The 22343-nt window shown below is 63.3% G+C and carries 25 protein-coding genes; 14 read left to right on the top strand and 11 right to left on the bottom strand.

Going from position 1 to position 22343, the window contains the following annotated elements:
- The first annotated feature begins 7 nt into the window (after nucleotides 1-7).
- From ACO076_RS16610 to ACO076_RS16585, 6 genes are all read left to right on the top strand, one after another.
- A complete protein-coding gene (locus ACO076_RS16610; protein WP_421723938.1) occupies nucleotides 8-1318 on the top strand; it encodes a replication-associated recombination protein A in 1311 nt (436 codons plus the stop codon).
- A gap of 1 nt (nucleotide 1319) precedes the next feature.
- Nucleotides 1320-1790 (top strand): gamma-glutamylcyclotransferase family protein, encoded by a 471-nt coding sequence (locus tag ACO076_RS16605; protein WP_421726758.1) that lies wholly within the window; start codon nucleotides 1320-1322, stop codon nucleotides 1788-1790.
- On the top strand, nucleotides 1787-2170 hold the full coding sequence (crcB, locus tag ACO076_RS16600; RefSeq protein ID WP_421723937.1) for a fluoride efflux transporter CrcB: 384 nt from the start codon (nucleotides 1787-1789) through the stop codon (nucleotides 2168-2170). Before ACO076_RS16605 ends, crcB begins: the two co-directional genes overlap by 4 nt.
- Before the next feature lie 97 nt (nucleotides 2171-2267).
- Nucleotides 2268-3296, top strand: coding sequence for an RluA family pseudouridine synthase (locus ACO076_RS16595; RefSeq protein ID WP_421723936.1), 1029 nt, complete (start codon nucleotides 2268-2270; stop codon nucleotides 3294-3296).
- Nucleotides 3289-4221: an aldo/keto reductase gene (locus tag ACO076_RS16590; RefSeq protein WP_421723935.1), complete on the top strand. Its 933-nt coding sequence runs from the start codon at nucleotides 3289-3291 to the stop codon at nucleotides 4219-4221. Before ACO076_RS16595 ends, ACO076_RS16590 begins: the two co-directional genes overlap by 8 nt.
- 53 nt (nucleotides 4222-4274) lie before the next feature.
- Nucleotides 4275-5012 carry an ATP12 family chaperone protein gene (locus ACO076_RS16585; protein ID WP_421723934.1) on the top strand — a complete coding sequence of 246 codons (738 nt, stop codon included), beginning with the start codon at nucleotides 4275-4277 and terminating at the stop codon, nucleotides 5010-5012.
- On the opposite strand, the gene ACO076_RS16580 is transcribed toward ACO076_RS16585, so the two are convergent.
- Both ACO076_RS16580 and ACO076_RS16575 read right to left on the bottom strand, forming a co-directional pair.
- Nucleotides 5009-5953, bottom strand: coding sequence for a glycosyltransferase family 2 protein (locus ACO076_RS16580; protein WP_421723933.1), 945 nt, complete (start codon nucleotides 5951-5953; stop codon nucleotides 5009-5011). The genes ACO076_RS16585 and ACO076_RS16580 overlap by 4 nt on opposite strands.
- Before the next feature lie 85 nt (nucleotides 5954-6038).
- Nucleotides 6039-6449: a DUF4260 domain-containing protein gene (locus ACO076_RS16575; protein ID WP_421723932.1), complete on the bottom strand. Its 411-nt coding sequence runs from the start codon at nucleotides 6447-6449 to the stop codon at nucleotides 6039-6041.
- A 72-nt stretch (nucleotides 6450-6521) separates the two neighbouring features.
- Here ACO076_RS16575 and ACO076_RS16570 point away from each other — a divergent pair, with 72 nt between their 5' ends.
- Nucleotides 6522-8054, top strand: a complete 1533-nt coding sequence (locus ACO076_RS16570; RefSeq protein ID WP_421723931.1) for an acyl-CoA carboxylase subunit beta — start codon at nucleotides 6522-6524, stop codon at nucleotides 8052-8054.
- Between the two features lie 22 nt (nucleotides 8055-8076).
- Here ACO076_RS16570 and ACO076_RS16565 read toward each other — a convergent pair whose 3' ends face one another.
- Entirely contained in the window at nucleotides 8077-8532 is a 456-nt protein-coding gene (locus tag ACO076_RS16565) for a YaiI/YqxD family protein (protein WP_421726757.1), read from the bottom strand.
- A 155-nt stretch (nucleotides 8533-8687) separates the two neighbouring features.
- Between ACO076_RS16565 and ACO076_RS16560 the strand changes: the two genes are divergently transcribed.
- Together ACO076_RS16560 and ACO076_RS16555 are read left to right on the top strand one after the other, a co-directional pair.
- Complete coding sequence (locus ACO076_RS16560; RefSeq protein ID WP_421723930.1) at nucleotides 8688-10076, top strand: sodium:solute symporter family protein; 1389 nt, start codon at nucleotides 8688-8690, stop codon at nucleotides 10074-10076.
- Nucleotides 10077-10198: 122 nt separating this feature from the next.
- A complete protein-coding gene (locus ACO076_RS16555) occupies nucleotides 10199-10945 on the top strand; it encodes a flavodoxin family protein (protein WP_421723929.1) in 747 nt (248 codons plus the stop codon).
- A gap of 110 nt (nucleotides 10946-11055) precedes the next feature.
- On the opposite strand, the gene ACO076_RS16550 is transcribed toward ACO076_RS16555, so the two are convergent.
- The gene (locus ACO076_RS16550; RefSeq protein ID WP_421723928.1) at nucleotides 11056-11427 is read right to left on the bottom strand and encodes a hypothetical protein; all 372 of its coding nucleotides are present in this window, start codon (nucleotides 11425-11427) and stop codon (nucleotides 11056-11058) included.
- Between the two features lie 190 nt (nucleotides 11428-11617).
- Here ACO076_RS16550 and ACO076_RS16545 point away from each other — a divergent pair, with 190 nt between their 5' ends.
- Nucleotides 11618-12805: an MFS transporter gene (locus tag ACO076_RS16545; RefSeq protein ID WP_421723927.1), complete on the top strand. Its 1188-nt coding sequence runs from the start codon at nucleotides 11618-11620 to the stop codon at nucleotides 12803-12805.
- Nucleotides 12806-12862: 57 nt separating this feature from the next.
- Here the strand turns inward: ACO076_RS16545 and ACO076_RS16540 are convergent, their stop codons facing one another.
- From ACO076_RS16540 to ACO076_RS16525, 4 genes are all read right to left on the bottom strand, one after another.
- A complete protein-coding gene (locus ACO076_RS16540; protein WP_421723926.1) occupies nucleotides 12863-13849 on the bottom strand; it encodes a substrate-binding domain-containing protein in 987 nt (328 codons plus the stop codon).
- A gap of 26 nt (nucleotides 13850-13875) precedes the next feature.
- Nucleotides 13876-14973: an ABC transporter permease gene (locus tag ACO076_RS16535; RefSeq protein WP_421723925.1), complete on the bottom strand. Its 1098-nt coding sequence runs from the start codon at nucleotides 14971-14973 to the stop codon at nucleotides 13876-13878.
- 9 nt (nucleotides 14974-14982) lie between these two features.
- The gene (locus ACO076_RS16530) at nucleotides 14983-15777 is read right to left on the bottom strand and encodes an ATP-binding cassette domain-containing protein (RefSeq protein WP_421723924.1); all 795 of its coding nucleotides are present in this window, start codon (nucleotides 15775-15777) and stop codon (nucleotides 14983-14985) included.
- Between the two features lie 157 nt (nucleotides 15778-15934).
- Nucleotides 15935-17251 carry a DNA polymerase IV gene (locus ACO076_RS16525; protein ID WP_421723923.1) on the bottom strand — a complete coding sequence of 439 codons (1317 nt, stop codon included), beginning with the start codon at nucleotides 17249-17251 and terminating at the stop codon, nucleotides 15935-15937.
- A gap of 143 nt (nucleotides 17252-17394) precedes the next feature.
- On the opposite strand from ACO076_RS16525, the gene gatC reads away from it, so the two are divergent.
- From gatC to ACO076_RS16505, 4 genes are read left to right on the top strand one after another with little or no spacing between them, the layout of a single operon-like run.
- Complete coding sequence (gene gatC / locus ACO076_RS16520; RefSeq protein ID WP_421723922.1) at nucleotides 17395-17682, top strand: Asp-tRNA(Asn)/Glu-tRNA(Gln) amidotransferase subunit GatC; 288 nt, start codon at nucleotides 17395-17397, stop codon at nucleotides 17680-17682.
- A gap of 6 nt (nucleotides 17683-17688) precedes the next feature.
- Nucleotides 17689-19164: an Asp-tRNA(Asn)/Glu-tRNA(Gln) amidotransferase subunit GatA gene (gatA, locus tag ACO076_RS16515; RefSeq protein ID WP_421723921.1), complete on the top strand. Its 1476-nt coding sequence runs from the start codon at nucleotides 17689-17691 to the stop codon at nucleotides 19162-19164.
- Nucleotides 19165-19219: 55 nt separating this feature from the next.
- On the top strand, nucleotides 19220-19531 hold the full coding sequence (locus tag ACO076_RS16510; RefSeq protein ID WP_421723920.1) for a hypothetical protein: 312 nt from the start codon (nucleotides 19220-19222) through the stop codon (nucleotides 19529-19531).
- Between the two features lie 12 nt (nucleotides 19532-19543).
- A complete protein-coding gene (locus tag ACO076_RS16505; RefSeq protein WP_421723919.1) occupies nucleotides 19544-19834 on the top strand; it encodes a hypothetical protein in 291 nt (96 codons plus the stop codon).
- Here ACO076_RS16505 and ACO076_RS16500 read toward each other — a convergent pair.
- The 3 genes from ACO076_RS16500 to ACO076_RS16490 all read right to left on the bottom strand — a co-directional run bounded on the left by ACO076_RS16500 (nucleotide 19831) and on the right by ACO076_RS16490 (nucleotide 22233).
- Entirely contained in the window at nucleotides 19831-20301 is a 471-nt protein-coding gene (locus ACO076_RS16500) for an NUDIX domain-containing protein (RefSeq protein ID WP_421723918.1), read from the bottom strand. The two genes, ACO076_RS16505 and ACO076_RS16500, sit on opposite strands and share 4 nt — an antisense overlap.
- Before the next feature lie 2 nt (nucleotides 20302-20303).
- Nucleotides 20304-21305, bottom strand: coding sequence for a DedA family protein (locus ACO076_RS16495; protein WP_421723917.1), 1002 nt, complete (start codon nucleotides 21303-21305; stop codon nucleotides 20304-20306).
- 124 nt (nucleotides 21306-21429) lie between these two features.
- Complete coding sequence (locus ACO076_RS16490) at nucleotides 21430-22233, bottom strand: DUF2189 domain-containing protein (RefSeq protein ID WP_421723916.1); 804 nt, start codon at nucleotides 22231-22233, stop codon at nucleotides 21430-21432.
- Nucleotides 22234-22343 lie beyond the last annotated feature (110 nt).

The following is a 22343-nucleotide window of genomic DNA, read 5'->3' as shown; positions in this document are numbered from 1 at the left end:
ATCGGCAGTGACGGATACGCTGTTCCAGGCAGCCGGTTTGCAGAACGAGGCGCCGCGCCCGTTGGCCGATCGTTTGCGGCCGGAACAGTTGGCCGATGTCGTTGGCCAGGACCATTTGCTCGGCGACGGTGGCGCCATAACGCGGATGCTGGCCGCCGGCTCGCTGGGCTCGATGATTTTCTGGGGACCGCCGGGGACCGGCAAGACGACAGTCGCACGGCTTTTGGCGACGGAAACCGATCTCGTTTTCGAGCAGGTCTCCGCGGTCTTTTCGGGCGTTGCCGACCTCAAGAAGGTGTTCGAGGCGGCGCGGGCGCAACGTGAAACGGGGCAGGGGACGCTGCTCTTCGTCGATGAGATCCATCGCTTCAACCGCGCCCAGCAGGATTCATTCCTGCCTGTGATGGAGGACGGCACGGTCACCCTGGTGGGGGCGACGACGGAGAATCCCTCGTTTGAACTGAACGCTGCGTTGTTGTCGCGCGCCCGTGTGCTCGTCTTCAACGCCCTGGACGATGCGGCGCTTGAAAGCCTTCTGTCGCGGGCGGAAGCCGTCGAGGAAAAACCCCTGCCGGTCGACGACGATGCACGCGCCATGTTGATCGGCATGGCCGATCGCGACGGACGTGCGCTGCTGACGCTCGCTGAAGAGATCTGGCGGGCCGCCGCCGACGACGAGACGTTTGATCCGGAGGGCCTACAGGCGGTCATCCAGAAGCGCGCGCCGCTCTACGACAAAAGCCAAGATGGGCACTACAACCTGATCTCGGCGCTGCACAAGTCGGTGCGAGGGTCCGATCCCGACGCCAGCCTCTACTACCTCGCCCGTATGCTCGATGCCGGCGAGCAGCCGCTCTACATCGGTCGGCGCCTGGTGCGGATGGCGATGGAGGACATCGGTCTCGCCGACCCGCAGGCGCTGGTGATCGCGCTCGCCGCCAAGGACGCCTACGACTATCTCGGTTCGCCCGAGGGCGAACTCGCGCTGGCCGAGGCGGCGGTCTATCTCGCCACCGCGCCGAAATCGAACGCCGTCTACACGGCCTTCAAGTCCGCGACGCGGGTTGCCAAAGAAGGCGGGTCATTGATGCCGCCCAAGATCATACTCAACGCGCCGACCAAGCTGATGAAGTCGGAAGGCTACGGCAGCGGCTATCGCTACGATCACGACGAACCCGATGCCTTCTCCGGCCAGGACTACTTCCCGGCGGCATTGGGCCACCAGACCTTCTACGATCCGCCGGATCGCGGTTTCGAGCGCGATGTGCGCAAACGGCTCGACTATTGGGCCAAGCTGAGGCGGGAGCGGGGAGAGTGAGCTGATTTACTTCGCCTATGGCTCGAACCTCGATCCGGTGCAGTGGGCCGCACGGTGCCCGGATTCACCGGTCGTTGGCGTCGCAATTCTCGACCATCACCGGCTTCATTTTCCCCGGCGCTCTCCTGTCCGTGGCTGCGCCGTGGCAAGTGTTGCGCCAGCGGCCGGCAACACGGTCTGGGGCGTGCTCTATCGCATGACCGACGTGGACTTCGCCGGATTGGACAAGCGGGAAGGGCACTATCCCGATCGTCATCCGTCCGAGTCCCGGTACCTGCGCGCCACGGTGACGGTTACACAGGGGGAAACGGGGGCGCTGGAAGCGGTGACCTATAGGGCAAACCCGGCGCCCGAGCCCGGTCTTCCGTCGCCCGACTATATGGCGCATATGATCGCCGGCGCCCTGCACCACCGCTTTCCGGAGAACTACGTCGCCATGCTCCGCGCCCAGCCGACCACGGATCAGGCGTGAGCGTCTGGCTGCTGGTGTTCGCGGGTGGCGGCCTCGGCGCGGCGGCGCGCCACGGGGTCAACATCGCGGCAGCTCGGGCTCTCGGGATCGAGTTCCCGTGGGGAACGCTGATCGTCAATGTGGTCGGCTCGCTCGCGATGGGGCTGATCGCCGGATGGCTGGCGTTTCGTGCCGATGCAGGGTGGACACAGCACGCCCGGCTCCTGCTGGCCACCGGTTTTCTCGGCGGCTTCACGACGTTCTCGGCGTTTTCGCTTGACGTCGCCCTGCTGTGGGAACGCGGCGCGGTCGGGCAGGCCGGAGCGTATGTACTCGCCAGTGTTCTTCTGTCCCTCGCGAGCTTGTTCCTCGGACTCTGGATCGTCCGGTCGCTGAGTTGACGCGCGTCTCCAGCAGCCGTGACAAGCCGCTGCCGCTCGTGTCGCCATAGCCACGATGCTATGTGTGCGGTGATCGAACTGCCCCGGACCACCATTCATGAACCAAGTCGAGACCAGAACCGTCACGGCCGACGAAGCGGATATGCGTCTTGACCGATGGTTCCGCACGCATTTCCCTGGCTTGTCGTTTGGGCGACTGCAGAAGCTGATCCGATCGGGACAGGTGCGCGTCGACGGCGGGCGGGTGAAGACCAGCACGCGCCTCGCGCCCGGCCAGGCCGTGCGGGTGCCGCCGCTTGCCGCGGCCACGGAGTCGGACGACCGGGGCGGTGAAACGAAGCGTGATGTCGGTGCCCTTCGGCCGCGGAAGGGCGGTGCGACCAGCGATGCTGATGCGCTCCGTGCGATGCTTCTCTACGAGGACGATGACGTGTTCGTCTTCAACAAGCCGGCGGGGCTGGCGGTCCAGGGGGGTTCCGGAGTCACCCGGCATATCGACGGCATGCTCACCGCTTTGACCGACCAAAAGGGCCAGAAGCCGCGGCTGGTTCATCGGCTCGATCGCGACACCTCCGGCGTTCTGGTCGTCGCCCGGACGCGGCTAGCGGCCCAGAGGCTCGCCGCTGCGTTTCGTCGGCGCACCACCCGCAAAATCTACTGGGCACTGGTCAAGGATGTGCCGAAGCCACATCAGGGTCGTATCTCCACCTGGCTCGCCAAGGGGGAGGGACCCGCGGGAGAGCGGATGCGGGTCGCCAAGCACGGCTCCGACGAGGCGAGCCATGCCGTGTCGCTCTATTCGGTTGTCGATCAGGCCGGGCAGAAGCTGGCGTGGCTGACGATGCGGCCGGTAACCGGGCGGACCCACCAGTTGCGCGCCCATGCCGCCCATATCGGTCATCCGATCGTCGGCGATCCGAAATACTTCGACAACCAGGATTGGCAATTGCCCGGCGGCATGCAGAATAAGCTGCACCTACACGCACGGCGCATCGTCGTTCCCCACCCTTCGGGCGGGACGCTCGACGTAACCGCGCCGCTACCGCCACATATGCAGCAAAGCTGGAGCCTGCTCGGGTTCGATCCCGAGCTGGGTGACAGAGACAGGGAGGGGGCCGATGGCTGACAACACAGGATCGCTTTCGAGAGTGAAGCTCCACAAGAACGGGCCGGAGTTTTCCAGCTTGATCTGGGGCTCGATGCGCTCGGAGGAGCAATTTACCTCGGCGGCAGAACTCGCCGACTTCCTCCGCTTCCTGCTCGACCAAGGGATCACGACTCTTGATACGGCCAATACCTACGGCTCACCGCACCCCTATACCGTCGAAGAATTTCTCGGCGATGCACTGCGGCAGACCGGCTTGCGCGATCGCTTCGAGATTGTCACCAAGTGCGGCATCCAGCGGGTCTCGCCGCATCGCACCGAAAACCGCATTCGCCATTTCGACTTCACCGAAGCGGAGATTCGGCGCTCGGTGGATCGTTCCCTGAACAAGCTCGGCATCGACTATGCCGACGTGATTCTCCTCCATCGGCCGGACTACCTGATGGACCCCACGGAGGCGGGCGGCACCCTCGATGCGCTGATCGCCGAGGGCAAGACCCGCTATGTCGGCGTCTCCAACTTTTCGCCGTCGCGCTACCACCTGCTGGCCTCCAAGCTGAACGCGCCGATCGTCACCAATCAGGTGGAGTTCTCGCCGATCCATCTCGACCCGATCGCCAACGGTGTCTTCGATACGGCGATGATCGAAGGGCATGTCCCGATGATCTGGTCGCCGATCGGCGGCGGGCGTCTGATGACCGGCGACGACCCTTATGTGTTCAAGGTTCGCGCAGTCCTCTCCGAGATTGCCGCGCGCAATGGTCTGGCCGGCCCGGCCGAGGCGGCGATCGCGTTTGTCGCGCGGCATCCGGCAAAGGGCATCCCGATCATTGGCTCCGGCAAGCACGAGCGTCTCACCGCCGCGATCGAGGCGGTGAACAAGCCGCTCGACCGGCAGGACTGGTATGAGGTGGTGACCGCGACCAGCCCGATGCTGGAGCTCTAGCGGTTCGATGGCATTCGTCATGAGTGCCCCGACGTCAGGCGATCGCCAACGTGATGCGTGAGAAACCCGAAATCCTGGCCAGGCCCGACAAGCCGGAACGCCCGCGCCGATTCTATACGTCGGTCGAGATCGCCGAGCGGGAGGATGGGCACGCCGTTCTTCTCGACGGACGGGAAATCCGTACGCCCGGGCGTCGCCTGGTCGCTGTCGCCGATGCAAGCGTCGCCGAAGCGATGCGGGCGGAATGGGATTCGCAACACGAGACTATTGACCCGGCGACGATGCCTCTCACCCGGATCGTCAACACCGCCCTTGATCGGGTCGTGGACGAGATGGCCGCGGTGCGTGCCGACATCATCCGTCATGCGGGGAGCGACCTTCTCCTCTATCGCGCCGAGGAGCCGACCGACCTTGTCGCGGCGGAGGCGGAAGCCTGGGACCCGATCCTCGCCTGGGCGCACGGCACCCTCGGTGCCGATCTCGGGACCACAAGCGGCATCGTTCATGTGGTTCAGGATGCTGCGGCGCTCGCGGCGGTCGAGAACGCTGTGGCGCCCTTTGATGCACTTGCCCTCACGGCGCTTCACACCGCAACAACGCTGACCGGCTCGGCGATTGTCGCGCTCGCGGTCGCCCGTGGACGGCTCACAGCCTCCGAGGCCTGGACCGTCGCCCATGTCGACGAGGATTGGCAGATGAACCGATGGGGTCGGGACGACGTTGCGCTCACCACCCGTGCCGCTCGGTGGCCGGAGATGGCGGCGGCGGCTCTCGTGTTGCGGGCCGGCTAGTGGCCGTCGAGCTTGCGATAGGGGGTCGGTAGGCGGCCGAGGTGGGCCGACAGCGCACCGAGCGAAGCGGCGAGCTTACGGATCGCCGCTGCGACCGTGGCCTCGAAGCGCTCGAAGCCAAACACCAGCATCAGCGGCGACAGGATGATCGTGACGATCATCCTTACGATCCTGAAGACGAGCTGACCGGGTTTTCGACGTCGCTGGCGGCGCGGGACGCCGAGTGTCGTTTCCGAGCGCGCCATGCCGGCGCCGACTCGATACTCCCGGCGGAGCTGCCATTTGAGGCTGAGGCGCTCCGGAACCTGGGTCTCGCGGACCACCGATTTGTCGGTGGCGACGATCTTCGCGCCGATCTTGCGGGCGCGACGAAAGAAGTGTGAGTCGCTGCCGCCGGTGAACCGAAGTCCTTCGTCGAAGCGAAGGTTGCCCCGGTCCGGTGCCACCAGCCAGGAGCGGAAGGCGACGTTGTGGGTGTAGGCCACATCGAGCGGCTGGCCTTCGTTGCGGTCTGGGTAATTGGTCGGCATGACGAACAGGGGCAGTCGGTCGGGATAAATCTTGACTAGCTTGCCTTGAACGACATCGGCCTGATGCGTTTCGCCGGCGGCGATCAGGTTCTTGAGCCAACCGGCATCGGCGATCTCGTCGTCGTCAATGCAGACGATCCAGTCAGCTCCCCGTGCCAGCGCCTCGATCAGGCCCCGGTTGCGGGCGTGCGGAATGCCCGGCTCTGCCTCGTGGACGAGGGCGACCGGGAAGCGGGCATCCGCAGTCGCGTCACGAACGATCTCGCCGACCTGTGGAGTCGGGTTGTTGTCGATGACGACGAGCGTGACCGAGCAATCCTCGGGCGGTTCCTGATCGGCCACCGAATGCAGGCAATCGGCCAGCATCCGTGGCCGCCCGGCCGTGCAGATGGTGATGCAAACCTTCGTCATGTCGAGGTCCAGAGCGCGACTGGCGTGCCGCGCCGCCATGACTAGTCAGCCAATTGGCCGGAATCAAGCGGCCGGCGATCGACCTTCAGGTCGGCGTTTTGCCCACCCGTCCCAGATGCGTGTGTTGAAAGGACGCCGGATAACGCAGACCGTATCCAATCGCCCGGTCCATCCCGATATGCGCCGTCCAGATCAAACCGACAGCGACGAGGATGTCGACGCCGACGACGAGGCCGATCACGATGGCAATCGCCGGACCGATCGTCGTGTGGGCGGCGTCGTAGGCGATGGCACCCACCCGCGGACCAAAGGAAAAGGCCACGAAGGTGAGATCGGGCGCCAGGAACAGAATCGCGAACAGCCACCATGACGATCCGATGAGAGCGTAACCGACAACGCTCGCCACAAGCAGCGCCAGGCCCTCGAGCCGCAAAAGCGTACGGATGCTGCCGCGTGCTCCCGGGAACGCATGGTTGTCGGTTTCGGCTCGACTCATCAACGGCACCTTTCGCGGCTCTCGTCGGTCTGTGGTAGTTCAGCGATGTAAGCAGGGGCAAGAGTGGACACGATGAAGGAAATTCTCGAGGAACTCGAAGCCAGGCGGGCTGTAGCGCGCGCCGGCGGCGGCGAAGCGCGGATCGCTGCGCAACACAAGGCCGGCAAACTCACGGCGCGCGAGCGGATCACGGTGTTGCTCGATGAAGGGTCGTTCGAAGAATACGGCATGTATGTCGAGCATCGCGCTATCGACTTCGGCATGGCCCACAAGAGGATCGCTGGCGACGGAGTCGTAACCGGCTGGGGCACGGTGAACGGCCGGCCGGTGTTCGTCTTCGCTAAGGATTTCACTGTGTTCGGCGGCTCGTTGTCGGAGGCGCATGCCGAGAAAATCCAGAAAATCCAGGACATGGCGCTGAAGAACGGTTGTCCGATCATTGGCCTTTACGATGCAGGCGGCGCCCGCATCCAGGAAGGGGTGGCGGCCCTTGGCGGCTACGCCGAGGTATTCCAACGCAATGTTCTGGCCTCAGGCGTCATCCCGCAAATCTCGGTGATCATGGGGCCATGCGCTGGTGGCGATGTCTATTCGCCGGCGATGACCGATTTCATCTTCATGGTCCGCGAACGAAGTTACATGTTCGTGACCGGACCCGATGTCGTGAAAACCGTGACCAATGAAACGGTGACGCCGGAGGAACTCGGCGGCGCATCCGTGCACACCACCCGCTCGGCGATCGCCGATGGCGCCTACGACAACGATGTCGAAGTGCTGACCGAGATGCGCCGGCTCATAGATTTTCTGCCGTTGTCCAATCGCGTCGCGCCGCCTGAGATCGAAACAGCCGATCCGCCCGGCCGCGAAGAAGCGTCGCTCGACAACCTGATACCGGACAGCGCCAACAAGCCCTACGACATCAAGGAACTGATCCTGAAGACCGCCGATGAAGGCGATTTCTTCGAGATTCAGGAAGCCTTCGCGCGCAACATCGTCACGGGATTCGGCCGAATGGAGGGCCAGACCGTCGGTTTCGTCGCCAACCAGCCGATGGTGCTCGCCGGCGTGCTCGATTCCGACGCGTCGCGAAAGGCGGCGCGTTTTGTCCGCTTCTGCGACTGCTTCGACATTCCGATCGTGACGTTTGTCGATGTTCCCGGGTTTCTTCCTGGGACCGCCCAGGAATATGGCGGCCTGATCAAGCATGGCGCCAAGTTGCTGTTCGCCTACGCCGAGGCGACGGTGCCGAAGGTCACGATCATCACCCGCAAGGCCTATGGCGGTGCCTATGACGTGATGGCGTCGAAGCACCTGCGCGGCGACGTCAACTACGCCTGGCCGACCGCCGAGATTGCCGTCATGGGCGCCAAGGGTGCGGTCGAGATCATCTATCGCAAGGAAGCCGACGATCCGGAGAAGATCGCAGAGCGGACCCGCGAATACGAAGAGCGATTCATGTCACCGTTCGTCGCCGCGGAACGCGGTTACATCGACGAGGTGATCATGCCGCATGCCACCCGTCGCCGTGTCGCCCGGGCCTTGCGGCTGCTGCGCGGCAAGGTGCTAAAGAACCCCTGGAAGAAGCACGACAACATCCCGCTGTGAGGAGGCTGTTGTGCGGGCGGTATCAGCCCGCCTTCGCCCTCCGCACCATCCGGTCCAGTTCACCGAGAAATCGTGCTCGGTCCTTCGGCGTGAAGGCCCGGTTGAAGCCGCGATCCTCGCCGGTTTCCCGCAGGTGCTGCTTGAGATCGCGCATGGCGACCGCCATGCCGATCGAGTCGGGCGTGAAGGGACGGCCATCCGGGCCGAGAACAAGCGCACCCGAGTCGATACATCGTGCCGCAAGCCGGATATCGGCAGTGACGACGATATCTTTGGCCGAGACATTGCCTGCGATCCAGTCGTCCGCGGCGTCCGGCGTGGACGGCACCACGACGTGGCGGACCATCGGATTGCGAGAGGGACGAAGCCCACCGTTTGAGACGATCGTTACCGGAAGGGCGTAGCGGGACGCCACCCGCAGCGTCTCGCCCTTGACCGGACAGGCATCGCCATCGACGAAAATCTGGGCTGTGGTCATCATCGCCTTGGGTCACCGAGTAGGGGCGTTCGCGCCCTTATTCCATGCCCCAGGGCGCGGCGCGACTCGGTATTGCCGGCGTGGCCCGAGTTTGCGGCAACGGCGAACCTGTGTATTGAAAGCCGCACCAGACGTCCCGGGCGCGACCGAACCTCATGATCGATACCATTGTTGTCGCCATCTATCTGCTGGTGATCGTTGGTGTCGGCCTTTGGGTCGCGCGCGGGCAGACAAATCTTGCCGATTACGCGGTAGCGGGCCGCTCGTTCGGGCCCTTGATTATCTTCGCCACCATGTCGGCGTCGTTCATTGGTGGCGGTTTCTCAACAGGTAACTCTGCCAATGTGTTCCTGTTCGGCATCGCCGGCATTGTCGGGCTGTGGGGCTTCAGCCTGAAGGAAATCCTGGTAGCGACGCTGGTGGCGCCGAAGCTCGCGCGATTTCCCAACGCCATCTCCGTCGGCGACATTATGGCCGAAGCCTACGGAAAGGTCGGGCGGATCGTAACGGGTCTGGCCGGGCTGTTTCTGTGCACCGGCATTGTCGGCGCCCAGGTCGGCGCCATGGGGATCGTCTTCAATGTCTTCTTCGGCATCGATCGGATCTGGGGCGTTGCCATCGGCTGCGGCATCGTCATCTTGTACACGACCTTCGGCGGCATGCGCGCCGTGGTGGCTACCGACGTCATCCAGTTCGTTGTGCTCGCCATCGGCATGCCGTTGGTCCTCTATTTCGGCCTGCAATATGTCGGCGGCATTGATGCGCTGATCGCTGCCGTTCCGGCCGACCACATCGCCATCCCCGGCCACCACTACGGCTGGGTCGGCCTGATCGCTCTGATCCTAACGTTCCTGTTTGGGGAGACGCTTGTACCGCCCTATGTGCAACGGCTTCTGTCTGGTCGGGATACACGTCAGGCGGCGCGCGGGACGATGCTTTCGGGGCTTTTCTCGATCCCCTTCTTCGCCGTGACTGGCCTGATCGGCCTGGTCGCCCTAGCCATCGATCCTGACCTCGATTCCAACCTGGCGATGCCGCATGTCATCGTCACGGTGATGCCGCCGATCCTTCAGGGGCTGGTGGTTGCCGCGGTCATCGCGATCGTCATGTCTTCGGCGGATTCTTTTCTCAACTCGGCGTCGATCGCATTCATCAATGACGTCCTCCAGCCGCTCCGTGCCCGTCCGGTATCGCAGCGAGAATCTTTGACTTTGGCACGGGTCGTGACCTTCGTCGTCGGCCTGATGTCGATCATCTTCGCCGTCACCATCGACGGTATTTTGAACATCCTCATCTACGCCTACACCTATTGGGCTCCGGTTGTGCTCGTTCCGCTGATCGCGACGATCTATGGGTACCGGAAAGGTACGACGGCGTTTCTGGCCGGTGCGCTCGCCGGCGTTTTTGCCGGGACGTTTTGGGACAATCTCCTTGAGGCTCCGGGCGGCGTCGCCGGTTTAGTCATCGGCGTCTTCGTCAATTTCGTCGTGTTCTCCGTCATGCCATCGACGGTCAACATGCGCCCGGACCCGGCGCTCGACTGAACGAGACAGCGAAGCGGCTGTACACGCCGCCCGATCGGTCACGGCACTGTGTAAATTGGGCAATTGCAACCAAAGTCTCAGGCCTTATGGTCTGGCGCGACCGAGAAAACAGGGAGTTCATGATGGCCCTCAACGCGATGCAGGAACAGCTCTGCGCCGACAGTCCGTACGATTTCACCGGGCTCAAGGCGGTGTTCATCAACTGCACGCTGAAGCCGTCGCCGGCCGTTTCGAACACCGATGGGCTGATGGAGGTCTCCAGGGAGATCATGCGCAAGAACGGGATCGAGGTCACCTCGATCCGTGCCGCTGACCATGACATCGCCTTTGGCGTCTATCCCGACATGCGTGAGAACGGTGCCAAGACGGACGCCTGGCCCGACCTGTGGCCGACGATACTCGCCGCGGATATCCTGGTGATCGGCTCGCCGATCTGGCTCGGCCAGTACTCGGCCACCTGCAAGCTGGTCATCGAGCGACTCTATGCCATGTCGGCCGAGCTCAACGATAAGGGCCAGTGGATCTACTACGGCAAGACCGGCGGCTGCGTGATTACCGGCAACGAGGATGGCGTCAAGCACTGCGCCATGGAGATCCTCTATTCGCTCCAGCACCTCGGTTATGTAGTTCCGCCTCAAGCCGATAGCGGCTGGATCGGCGCCATCGGGCCCGGACCATCCTATCTCGACGAGGGCTCCGGCGGGCCGGAGAGCGATTTCACCCAGCGCAACACGACGTTCATGACCTGGAACCTGATGCACATGGCGCGGCTGCTCCGCGACGCCGGCGGGTTCCCGGCGCACGGTAACCAACGCAAGCTGTGGGACGCCGGCTGCCGATTCGATCACCCGAACCCGGATTATCGGTAGCGGCCGTTTGCGTCTCGGTGCTTAGGGCGCGTTGACTTCCCCTCCTGTCGTCTCCGATTTGCTCCAACGATGGTTGCCCGGCGTGCAACACGCCGGGCAACGTTGATGATTCAGGGGCGGGCGAGATCCCAAACGCCGTTCACGCCATCTCCGGTGATGTCGCCCTTCTTGGTGTCGTTGATCCAGAAATAGAGCGGCATGCCGTCCTTGGCCCATTGCTTGGTGCCGTCGTTGCGTACGATGATCGAGTAGGGCTCCGCGGCCACTTCCTCATCGCCGGCAAAGAGCGGCGGCCAGTTAGTGGCGCAACCGTCGTAGCAGTTGGATTGCCCGGCTTCATCGTTCCGGAAGGTGTAAAGCGTTAGCTCGTTCTCTCCGGCGAGAACATCGCCCTTCGCGGTGGCCACAGTGGTGACCGGTGCGGCGGCGGCCGCGCCAACGAGAAGGAAAAAAGCGGCGCAGGATGCGATAGCGGTTTTCATCGGTAGCTCCTTGAGATGTGCTTGGCGAAACGGAACCGTCCGTTCCATGCGATAAGACACATGAGGCGATGGGTTTATTCACCGCCGATTCCCGAAATCGCAGGCGTCGGAACGCCCAGCTGTTCACGATCAGGTCATCCGTTGCGTGATCGGAAGGCCAAGACCCTCACTCGTGCTGTATGCCACCCTCATGACCTCATCAAAACGCTCATCGATCGCTCTCGTCATCGTCGCCGAAATGGCGGCGATGAGCCTGTGGTTCACGTCGGCGGCAGTGCTGCCTGACATGGTCCGCGAAGTGGCGATCACCCCAGCCCGGCAAGCTCTGCTTTCGAGCGCGGTGCAGGCGGGCTTTGTTGCAGGCGCCCTAGCCGTCGCCACCAGCGGCATTGCCGATCGTTATGACCCGCGCCGTGTCGTCGCCGCCTCGGCACTGCTGGCGGCTTTCGCCAACGCGGTATTGCTGATCACCCCGATCGGCGGCGACGCAGCGATTGCGGCGCGCTTTGCCACCGGCGCCTTGCTTGCCGGCGTCTATCCGGTCGGCATGAAAATCGCGGTAGGGTGGGGGACGCGTGACCGTGGTCTGTTGGTCAGCCTGATTGTCGGTGCGCTGACGCTGGGCAGTAGTCTGCCATACCTCGCCGCCTTTCTGGGTGGCGTAGCCTGGCGGCCGACGGTTCTGGCGATATCGGTCCTCGCGGGGGTTGGCGGGCTGCTGGTGCTTTGCGCCGGTCTCGGCCCACATCACGCGGTTTCTCCGCGCTTCACGCCGACTGCTGTGAGATTGGCGTGGCAAGACTCGCGTATCCGCAACGCTTACCTCGGCTACTTCGGCCACATGTGGGAGCTCTATGCCATGTGGGCCTGGATCGGCGCGGCGGCGGCGGCCTCCTTTGCCGTTACCATCGACACCGACGCCGCGCAGTCTCTGGGAAAGCTCACGGCGTTTCTCGCTATCGCGTTGGGTGCGATCGCCTGTGTCTTCGCCGGCGCCGCAGCCGATCGGGTCGGCAAGGCCGAGGTTACGATTGCCGCGATGGCATTGAGCGGAATCGCGGCGGTGCTGACGGCTCTGACTTTCGGCGGACCGGTGTGGCTCACCTTCATTCTGATCATGATCTGGGGGATCACGGTCATCCCGGACTCTGCGCAATTCTCGGCCCTGGTCGCTGACGCCGCGCCGCCGGAGTTGGCCGGCAGCCTCATGACCCTCCAGACCGCGATCGGCTTTGCGCTGACGATTGTCACTGTGCAGGTCACACCGATCCTGGCCGCGTCGTTCGGTTGGCCGCTGGTTCTGGCCGGGCTGGCGATCGGCCCAGCACTCGGGATCCTCGCCATGCTGCCGTTGCGCCGGCGCGGCTCGGGCGCGTAAGCAGAAAAAACACCGGCGAGGGGAATCCTCGCCGGCGCTCTTGGCGTGTTGTTCGGATCAGCGAATACCCGCGTCGATCAGTTCGACCAGATCGTTAATCGTGTCGGGCGTGACCGTACCTGCGCCGGTGTTAATCGACAGGCCGGGCATCTTGTACTTCGTGGTCATCACGCACTGGAACACCGGCATGAAGCCCTGCAAGTACAGGAGCTGGTCGAGCGTCGCCGAGACATAGCCAGACTTCAGCCCGTCAATCGTCGCCGGCGCCAGGTCGATGCCGCCGACGATGATGTCCCCGGGCTGCTTACCGGCTTTCTGGAGCACATCGGCGAGTACGCTGGTGATCCCACCGTGCTGGGTGCCGATCGCTTTCAGATCCGGGTTCGCCTGGATGTAGGCGGTCAGGATCGGCACGGCGAGCGATGAGTCGGAGTTGGCTTCCTGGGTGATCTCCAGCCGGTCGACGTTCAGGCCGGCCCCTTCGAGGGTATCGGCCAAGCCCTTTTCTGATTGGCCGCGCTCGGCCTGGCTGAAGACACCGTAGACCATCGCCTTATCGCCGGCCTGAAGACCTTGAGCGATCATGTGCTCGGCAGTGAGTTTTCCGCCCTCATAGAGGTTCACGCCGGCATAGCCAGTCCCTGTCGTGCCGAAGTCAGTCTGCAGTTCGGTCATTGGCGAGTTGCCGATAGTGACCACGATATCCTGGTTCACGGCATCTTCGACGAGGTCATAGAACGCCGTGCTACCGGGGTGCCCCATGATCTGGATGCAGTCGGGCTTTGCCGCGACGGCTTCCTTGAACTGGTTGATCATCGTCTCGGGCGCCCAGGCGGAGAACTGCTCCTTCAGGTCGATGCCGAAGGCATCCGCGGCCTGAGCTGCGCCGGTCTGGCGCGCGAGCGTGGCGCCGTCACCCGGGTTCCCGCCCATTTGCATGTACATGACCAGTCCGTCGCCGATCTTGTCGGCATACGCCGTTCCGGCGCTGGTGATCATGGCCACGGCAGCGACGCCCGCGAGTAGCTTCTTGTTCAGTGTCATGATGCTCTCTCTCCCTTTCATGGTGGTTACTGGCGGGTCGCGCCCGCGCTCGGTCGAGCCCGACCGCCACTTTTTTCTTCGGCGGTCCGGCCGAACCCTCTCGACCACCCCATGCGCGCAAAGAAGGCCGCGCGGCGCTGCGGTTCGTCGACATAGAGATAGAAGACAATCGCGGTCAGGAAGACGAGCCCCTGGACCGTGCGCACCCAGGCGCCGGTCAGACCGGTCGCAACCAGCGCGGGCTCGATCATCAAGATGATGCACGCGCCGAAAAAGGTACCGATCACGGTGGCCCGACCGCCGAAGATCGATGTTCCACCGATCAGGACGGATGCGATCGCGGTGAGAAGGTAACCTTGCCCCTGGTTCCCGAAGAAGTTCTTGTTCTCCAGCGTCAGCATGATGGCGGCGACGGCCGCCAGCCCGCCCATAAGGGTGAAGACCTTGATCTTCTCCCGATCGACATCGATGCCGACCACCCGCGACACAGCGTTCGAGTCGCCGATGAAGAGCACGTGCTCGCCAAACCGGTGCCGCTTCAGCACCGCCCACAGCACCAGAACGATAACGGCGGTCCATAGCGCCTGGAGCGGCAGTTGACCGACCCATATTGTCTCCGATCCAGCAAACGGACGGCCGACGATCCACTGCCAAACAGAGGTCTCGTCAGCGCCGCGCAGGGCGTATGACTTTCCGCCCGACAGTACCGTCGCCATGCCGAACCAGAAGAACTGAGTACCGAGTGTCGCGATGAACGACGGGATGCCGATCTTGGCGATGATGATGCCATTGAGGAAACCGACCATGATCCCGGCGGCGAGCGCCACGATCACAGCGAGCCAGCCGAGGTCGTATTCCTTGAACAGGATCGCGAAGGTGAATCCCGAAAACGAGATGATCGCGGGAAACGACAGGTCGATCTCGCCCGCGCCAATCACGAATGTCAGCCCGAGGGCGAGGAGCAGGAGGGGCGGTAGCGTCGAGAGGAACGTCGTGTAGATGAACGGCTGAAGGAAAACCTGTGGCGCGGTGTACATGAACAGCGCCAACAAAGCGAAGAACACGATGATGATCGGGAGGCCCTCGAACCGATCGACCAGAGACGGGGCGCCGGGTTTCGCCATTGCCGCCCTCTAGGCCTCGCGCTGAATGTCGATGAGGTACTCGGTCAGTTCCATCACTGACATGTTCTTCGGCAGTATCTCAGCGACGATCCTGCCGCGGTCGAGAACGATCAGCCTGTCTGCCACTTCGTGAACGTGGGCGAGGTTGTGCTCGATGTAGATGCAGGCCCGGCCGCTTTCCTTTATTCGTCTGACGAAATCGAGGACCTTACGGACTTCGGCAACGGCCAGCGCGACGGTCGGCTCGTCGAGAATAATGAGATCGGCGTTGTAGTGCATCGCGCGGCCGATCGCGATGCCCTGGCGTTCGCCACCCGACAGATTTGCCACCGTCGAGTCCACGGTGATGCCGACGCCACGGAACCCAATCGCCTCCTTGAGAATCTGGTCGGCGATCTCTTTCTCGCGCTTTACGTTGATGAAGCCGAGCCGGTTGGTGATCTGCCGTCCGACAAAGAAATTCCGCCACAGTGGTTGTTTGTCGGCCAGCGAACGGTCCTGGTAGACAGTTTCGATAGACAGATCGTGTGCCATCCGAACAGAATAGTCGGCGAGGTTGATCTCGCGGTCGCGGACGAAAATGCGTCCCGCTGTCGGCGCCAGCACGCCCGTCATAACCTTGATGAGCGTAGACTTGCCGGCGCCGTTGTCGCCGATCAGGCCAACGATCTCATTGCGGGCGATATCGACGTCGATATCGCGAAGCGCCTGAATCGGTCCGAAGAATTTCTGGACGTTCTCGAGCCGAACGATCGACTTGAAATCGGTCGTCGACGCATCCGTCTCGGTCTGCGTCGTCGTCATCGACCAGCGGTCTCTCGATTGACGTGGACGACAGGCGAACCGCACCGTTTAGGCGTTTGTGACCGGTTGACCATGCCGTCTCCTCCCAACGACTATCATCCTATGAATTGCTTGACGGGGTCAAGGCAAACCCAGTCGTGCGCTATGCTTGCTGCGGTCAGCCATCGTAACCGCGAGGCTTCTTCTCGCCGAATACGAGACCGGTCTCCACTGCCGGATTGCCGAAGCGATCACGGATACGGTTCATCGCTGCTTCCGCGGCCGCGCGTTTCGTCGCTGCCTCGTCGACAAGATCGTCGGGGTCGGCGAGATCGGGGTCGGCGAAATCTGACACGCCGATACCGACGAGGCGGAACAGCGTGCCGTCGGCTTCCTTGTCGAGCATGTGACTGCCGGCGCTGAAGATGCGATCGGCGAGCTGGGTCGGGTCGCCGATCTGGCGGCTCCGCGTGCGGAGCTTGAAGTCGGCGGATTTGAGCTTGAGCGTTACGGTCGCGCCAGCTAGATCGGCCCTGCGCAGCCGTCGCGATACGCGCTCGGACAGGGTACGCAGGATGGCGCGAAGCGCGTGTGGATCGGCAATGTCGTTCTCGAGGGTCGTCTCGGCGCTGACGCTCTTTGCCCCGCTGCGCGGGTCGACGTTCCGGCTGTCGTCGGCTCGCGCAAGGCGGGCGAGCCGGAGGCCGATGGATCCATAGCGCCGCGCAAGGTCTGCTTCATCCATACGCTGCAAGGCCCCGATCGTTTCGATCCCATCCCTGGCGAGGCGCTCCTGCATCTTCTTTCCGACACCCCAGATCAGGCTCACCGGTTTCGGTTTGAGGAAGTCGATCGCCTCGGCCTTCCCGATCACCGAGAAGCCACGCGGCTTGTCGAGATCGGATGCGACCTTGGCGAGGAACTTGTTGAACGAGAGTCCGATCGAGACCGTAATTCCGATCTCATCCTCAATACGGCGTGCCAGACGGGCAAGCGATTGTGCCGATGTCGCGCGATGCAGCCGTTCGGTTCCACCGAGATCGAGGAACGCCTCGTCGATGGATATCGGCTCGACCGCCGGCGTGAGTTCGCGCATCAAGGTGCGGACCTCTGTTCCAGCAGCGATGTACTTTCCCATCGCGGGCGGAATGACAACGGCGTCGGGGCAGAGTTTTAGCGCCTTGAACATCGGCATCGCCGAGCGCACTCCGCGAATGCGCGCCACGTAGCAGGCGGTCGATACGACACCGCGCTTGCCGCCGCCGATGATCACCGGTTTGTCGGCAAGGCTCGGGTCGTCCCGCTTCTCGATGGCCGCGTAGAAAGCATCGCAATCGAGATGGGCGATCGCCAGATCGTGCAGCTCCTGATGCTGGACGATGCGCGGACTGCCGCACGTCCGGCACCGCGCGCCCGGCGAGGCAGCTCTGCTCATGCAGTCCCGACAGAGGGTGGGTGGCGGTTCGTCCAGCGGCTTCTCTGTCACACGCGACATTCGGATGGTGACCTGATCGTGGTTCCCGAGCGATCGAGCCAAATCATACCCGCAATCAATTGACGACGTTAGCCGCGAGACGGCCTTGCCGGCGGGAATTGGCCTCTGCTATAGCCGCGACAACCCTGCAGGAAGAACTCCCCATGTCGGTTGACAGAGATACCGTGCTGCGTGTTGCGCGCCTGGCCCGCATTGCGGTTGGCAATGACGAGGCCGAGGCGCTCACCGGCGATCTGAACGCCATTCTCGGTTTCGTCGAGCAGTTGAACGAGGTCGACGTTTCCGGCGCGGAGCCAATGACGTCGGTGGTCGCCATGGACATGAAGAAGCGTGCCGACACTGTCACGGCAGGCGATGAGGCGGATCGGGTTCTGGCCAACGCGCCGGCGCGCGAGGAGACGTTCTTCATCGTGCCCAAGGTGGTCGAGTAGGGCCGCATGAGCGAACTCACCCGAAAGACAATCGCCGAACTACGGGACGGCTACGCGTCCGGCGCGTTTTCCGCGACCGAGGTCACCGGGGATTACCTCGCGGCGATGGAGGCCGGCCGGGCCCTCAATGCCTATGTCGCCGAGACGCCGGACATGGCGTTGACGATGGCCGCCGACTCCGACGCACGGATCGCAAGCGGCGAGGCGCGGCCGCTGGAGGGCGTGCCGCTCGGCATCAAGGATCTTTTCTGCACCGAGGGCGTTCATGCCCAGGCCGCGAGCCACATCCTTGATGGGTTCCGCCCAACCTATGAGTCGACGGTCACATCCAACCTGTGGGCCGACGGCGCCGTCATGCTCGGCAAGCTCAACATGGACGAATTCGCAATGGGTTCGTCCAACGAGACATCCTGCTACGGTCCGGTGGTGAACCCGTGGCGATCGGGCGGTTCCAATGCACCGCTGGTTCCTGGTGGCTCGTCGGGTGGATCGGCCACCGCCGTTGCCGCCGAGTTGTGCGCTGGCGCGACTGGGACAGACACCGGCGGCTCGATCCGGCAGCCCGCGGCGTTCACCGGAATCGTTGGTGTCAAGCCGACCTACGGGCGATGTTCCCGTTGGGGGATCATTGCCTTTGCCTCGTCGCTCGATCAGGCCGGACCGCTCGCCCGAACGGTCCGCGACAGCGCGATCCTCATGAGGTCGATGGCAAGCGTCGACGAAAAGGACACAACCAGCGCCGACGTGCCGCTGGGCGACTACGAAGCCGCTGTGGGCGAGAGCGTCCGCGGTCTGCGGATCGGCATCCCGAGCGAGTACCGCATGGACGGAATGCCACATGTGATCGAAACGATCTGGGAGCAGGGCAAATCCTGGCTCCGGGACGCCGGCGCCGAAATCGTCGATATCTCCCTACCGCATACCAAGTACGCACTGCCGGCGTATTACATCGTTGCTCCCGCGGAAGCCTCATCCAACCTCGCGCGCTACGACGGCGTGCGCTACGGCCTGCGGGTTCCCGGCGATGACATCATATCGATGTACGAGAAGACCCGTGCGGAAGGGTTCGGCACGGAGGTCAAGCGCCGAGTGCTGATCGGCACCTATGTCCTCTCGGCCGGATATTATGACGCCTATTACCTGAGAGCGCAGAAGGTACGAGCGCTTATAAAGCGGGATTTCGAAACGGCTTTCGACGACGGAGTCGACGCGATTCTGACGCCGGCCACGCCCACCGCCGCGTTCGGCGTAGCCTCGAAGACTTTATCGTCGCCGATCGAGATGTACCTCAACGACATCTTTACGGTCACTGTGAACATGGCAGGCCTGCCCGGTATCGCAGTCCCCGCCGGCCTCGATGACGATGGGCTGCCGCTGGGGCTCCAAGTCATAGGACGGCCCTTCGACGAAGCGATGCTGTTTCGGGTGGGTCAGGTCATCGAGGAAGCGGCCGGCCGGTTTACGCCCGAGCGTTGGTGGTAAGGGCCGAACAGTGTAGCTTCGCGGATACATCGCGGGCGAGGAGGGAGACATAATCATGGCGGACAATGCTGCTGACGTGGCCGCGTTCCAGCAATCGGTCGCAAGCGGGGACGCTCCGCCCGCCGGCACAAGCAAACTGCTCTCGGCTCTGTGGCATGCCGCAAAGGGAAACATGGAGCATGCATTCGCCGCGATCGAGGGGGAAACCGGCAAGGACGCCGCCTGGGTTCGCGGCCATCTCCATCGCCGTTTGGGCGCCCATGATGACGCGGCCTCATGGTACATCAAAGCCGATCAGCCGCTGGCGAAGGACCCGATCGATCGGGAATGGAGCCAGATCGCTGCTTATCTGCTGCTGAGAATATAAGGGATACGAGCCATGGATCAGGCCGCGTTTCACAAATCGCTCGAAGGCGATCAGCCGCCTGACGTCGACGGACCGCTTCTGGCGCTTTGGCATGCGAAGAAAGGCGATTGGGATCGCGCTCACAAGATCGTTCAAGCTGACGAGGGCGAGCTCGCGGCGTGGGTGCATGCCTATCTCCACCGGGTAGAAGGCGACCTCCCTAATGCGACCTACTGGTATCGCCGGGCCGGAAAACCGGTCTCCGACGCGTCGCATGAGGAGGAGTGGAACCTGATCGTGACCGGGCTGGCCAATCGCGGCTAACCGTTCCGGTTTGCCAGGGCGGCGTGGAGCGCGGCGAGGATGGGCCGCTGGCCCTTGATCATCTTCTCTTCCGCGGTCGCTGAGTCGAACCAGCCTCCACGGTCCACTTCCGGAAACGAACGGGTCTCGCCCGACCTCGGTGGCCACTCCATCTCAAACGTGTTGCTTATCAGCGCCTCGGGGTCGAGATCGCCTTCCACGGCCCAAGCGACGACCATCTTGGCGCTGCTTTGACGGAACGAACCGAGAGGCAGGAATGGACCCGAGAGCATTGTTCCCGTCTCTTCGGTGAACTCGCGGCGGGCTGCTTCCAATGGCTCCTCGTTCGGATCGACCAACCCCTTGGGGATCGACCACGCGCCGGTGTCTTTCTTTGCCCAGAATGGCCCGCCGAGGTGCACCAGGAAGACTTCCGGACCGGCCGGACGACAACGGAACATGAGGATACCTGCGCTCTGCTGCGGCATGATTAGGCGCGGGCCGTCTTGCGGTCGACTCGCGGCGCGAAAAGGTACGTGCCGACGATCAGCACCACGCCCAGAGACAGGACAAGACCGGTGACGTGTTCCAGAAACAATCCAGCTACCTCGATGTTGTTGCCAATCACGTAGCCGAGACCGAGATAGGCGGCGGTCCACACCAGGCGACCGAGAGACGCAAAGGCAATGAACGCAGGGAAGCGATAGCGGCTGATGCCGGCCAGCAGGCTGGCGAGTGAACTCAGGTGCGACACGAGCGTTCGCGTCAGGAAGATCGTCAGTCCGCCCCACCGCGCGAACAGCTCCTGGATGCGATCCTTTCGTTTGCCCGAATAGCCGACCCATCGCCCGTATCGATCGAGGAAGCTCTCGTCAGCAAGCCGACCAATCGCGTAGCCGATAATGTCACCGGCTACCGATGCGCCGACCGCGATACTCGTCGCGATCGGCCATGTCATGTCGCCGATCGCGACGAGTGAGCCAGCCAGCAACGTCGAGAAGCCGGTGGGCACCGGCAGTCCTATCGCCCCGACCAGAAGCAAAAGGGCGAAGGCCGGGTAGCGGTAGGCCAGCAACACGGAAAGGTAGTCGTCGGATGTTTCGGTCTCGATGTCCGATGATGTGCCGACCGACTTCGCTTCCCCGGGCACGATCGCGGCCACGGCAGCCTGGACGTCCTCGACATAGATGATCGGCCCCATCCGCTTGCTTCGGGCGATGGCACCGAGCGGGGTGTCCTCCGGCGTATCGGCCGGAAGCCCGAGTTTCTCGGTCAGTTGCGGTAGCGCGGCATCGTAGGTCGCCGAAACATAGCCGAGCGTCATCCAGGGCCGGATGTTGGCGACGGCGGGAAGGCCCAGCGCCGTTGCCGATCTCAGCAGCTCATAGGAATCGACCGTTCGTGTCCCGAAATGCCAGCTTGCGGCGAGCGCGAGCACGAACGCTAGGCCTGCAGCCCAGCGCAGGGGTCCCCAACGCCGTGACCTGCTCATCCGGTTTGTTGTGCCTCGTCATGTCGACCGCATACGCGGCCCGGTCGAAGCATGCCGGACCGGGTTGGGTAAATGCAAACGGCCGGACGCACTGCGCCGGGCCTCTCGGTGTATCGCGTTCCCTTCAGTGGGCTACGGGTTCGACGACCCTGCGGTAGAGATGCCAGGTAGCATGACCAAGAACGGGGACGACGATCGCCAGTCCGAGGAACAACGGAATGGAACCAAGCACCAGTAGACCGGCGACGATCAGCCCCCAAAGCGCCATTGGTCCTGGGTTGGCAACGACGGCTCGGACCGACGTCAGGATCGCCACGGCCGGGCTGACCTGCCGATCGAGCAGCAGCGGAAAGGAAACCACCGTAAGTACGAGCACCAACAGGGCGAACAGGAAGCCGATGCCGTTGCCGAGGATGATCAACATCACACCTTCCGATGTCTGGAATACCTGGCTCAGAAAGCCGGACATCGAAGCGGCTGGTGCATGTCCGAACGCGGCAACGTAAATCGCATCCGCGGCGGCGATCCAAACGAAGAAGATCACCAGAAGCAGCCCGGCCAGTGCCGCGATCGCACCAATCGATGGTGATCGCAGGACATCGAAGGCGTGCCGCAGCCGAACGTCGAGGCCGGCCTCGCGGCGACGGCTGAGTTCGTAGAGGCCAAGCGCGGCCAGCGGGCCGATAAGGACAAACCCGGCGGCAAGCGGGAACAGCAGCGGGAGGATATCGTAACCAAAGACGAGCCTGGTCAGCACCAGACCGATCAGCGGATAGATGAGGCCGAGAAAGACGATGTGAGTCGGCCGGGCGGCGAAATCCGCGTAGCCCGCTACCAGCGCAGCTCGCAAATCCGCGACCCCGATCCGACGAACGACAGGTAGATCGACATCGCTGCCGGCATTCGCAAGCGTGTGTTGCGCAGCCATGATATGCCCTCCTTGCGCATGAGCCGATGGGCTGCACCTCAGTGCATATCACAGGGTGCGACCGTTTGACACAGAGACCATATCCGCACACAGCGCCCGGGTGGGGTCAC

This window comes from Bauldia sp., assembly GCF_965232525.1.
Classification (GTDB): Bacteria; Pseudomonadota; Alphaproteobacteria; order Rhizobiales; family Kaistiaceae; genus Bauldia.
This window is presented reverse-complemented; position numbering and strand designations above follow the sequence as displayed.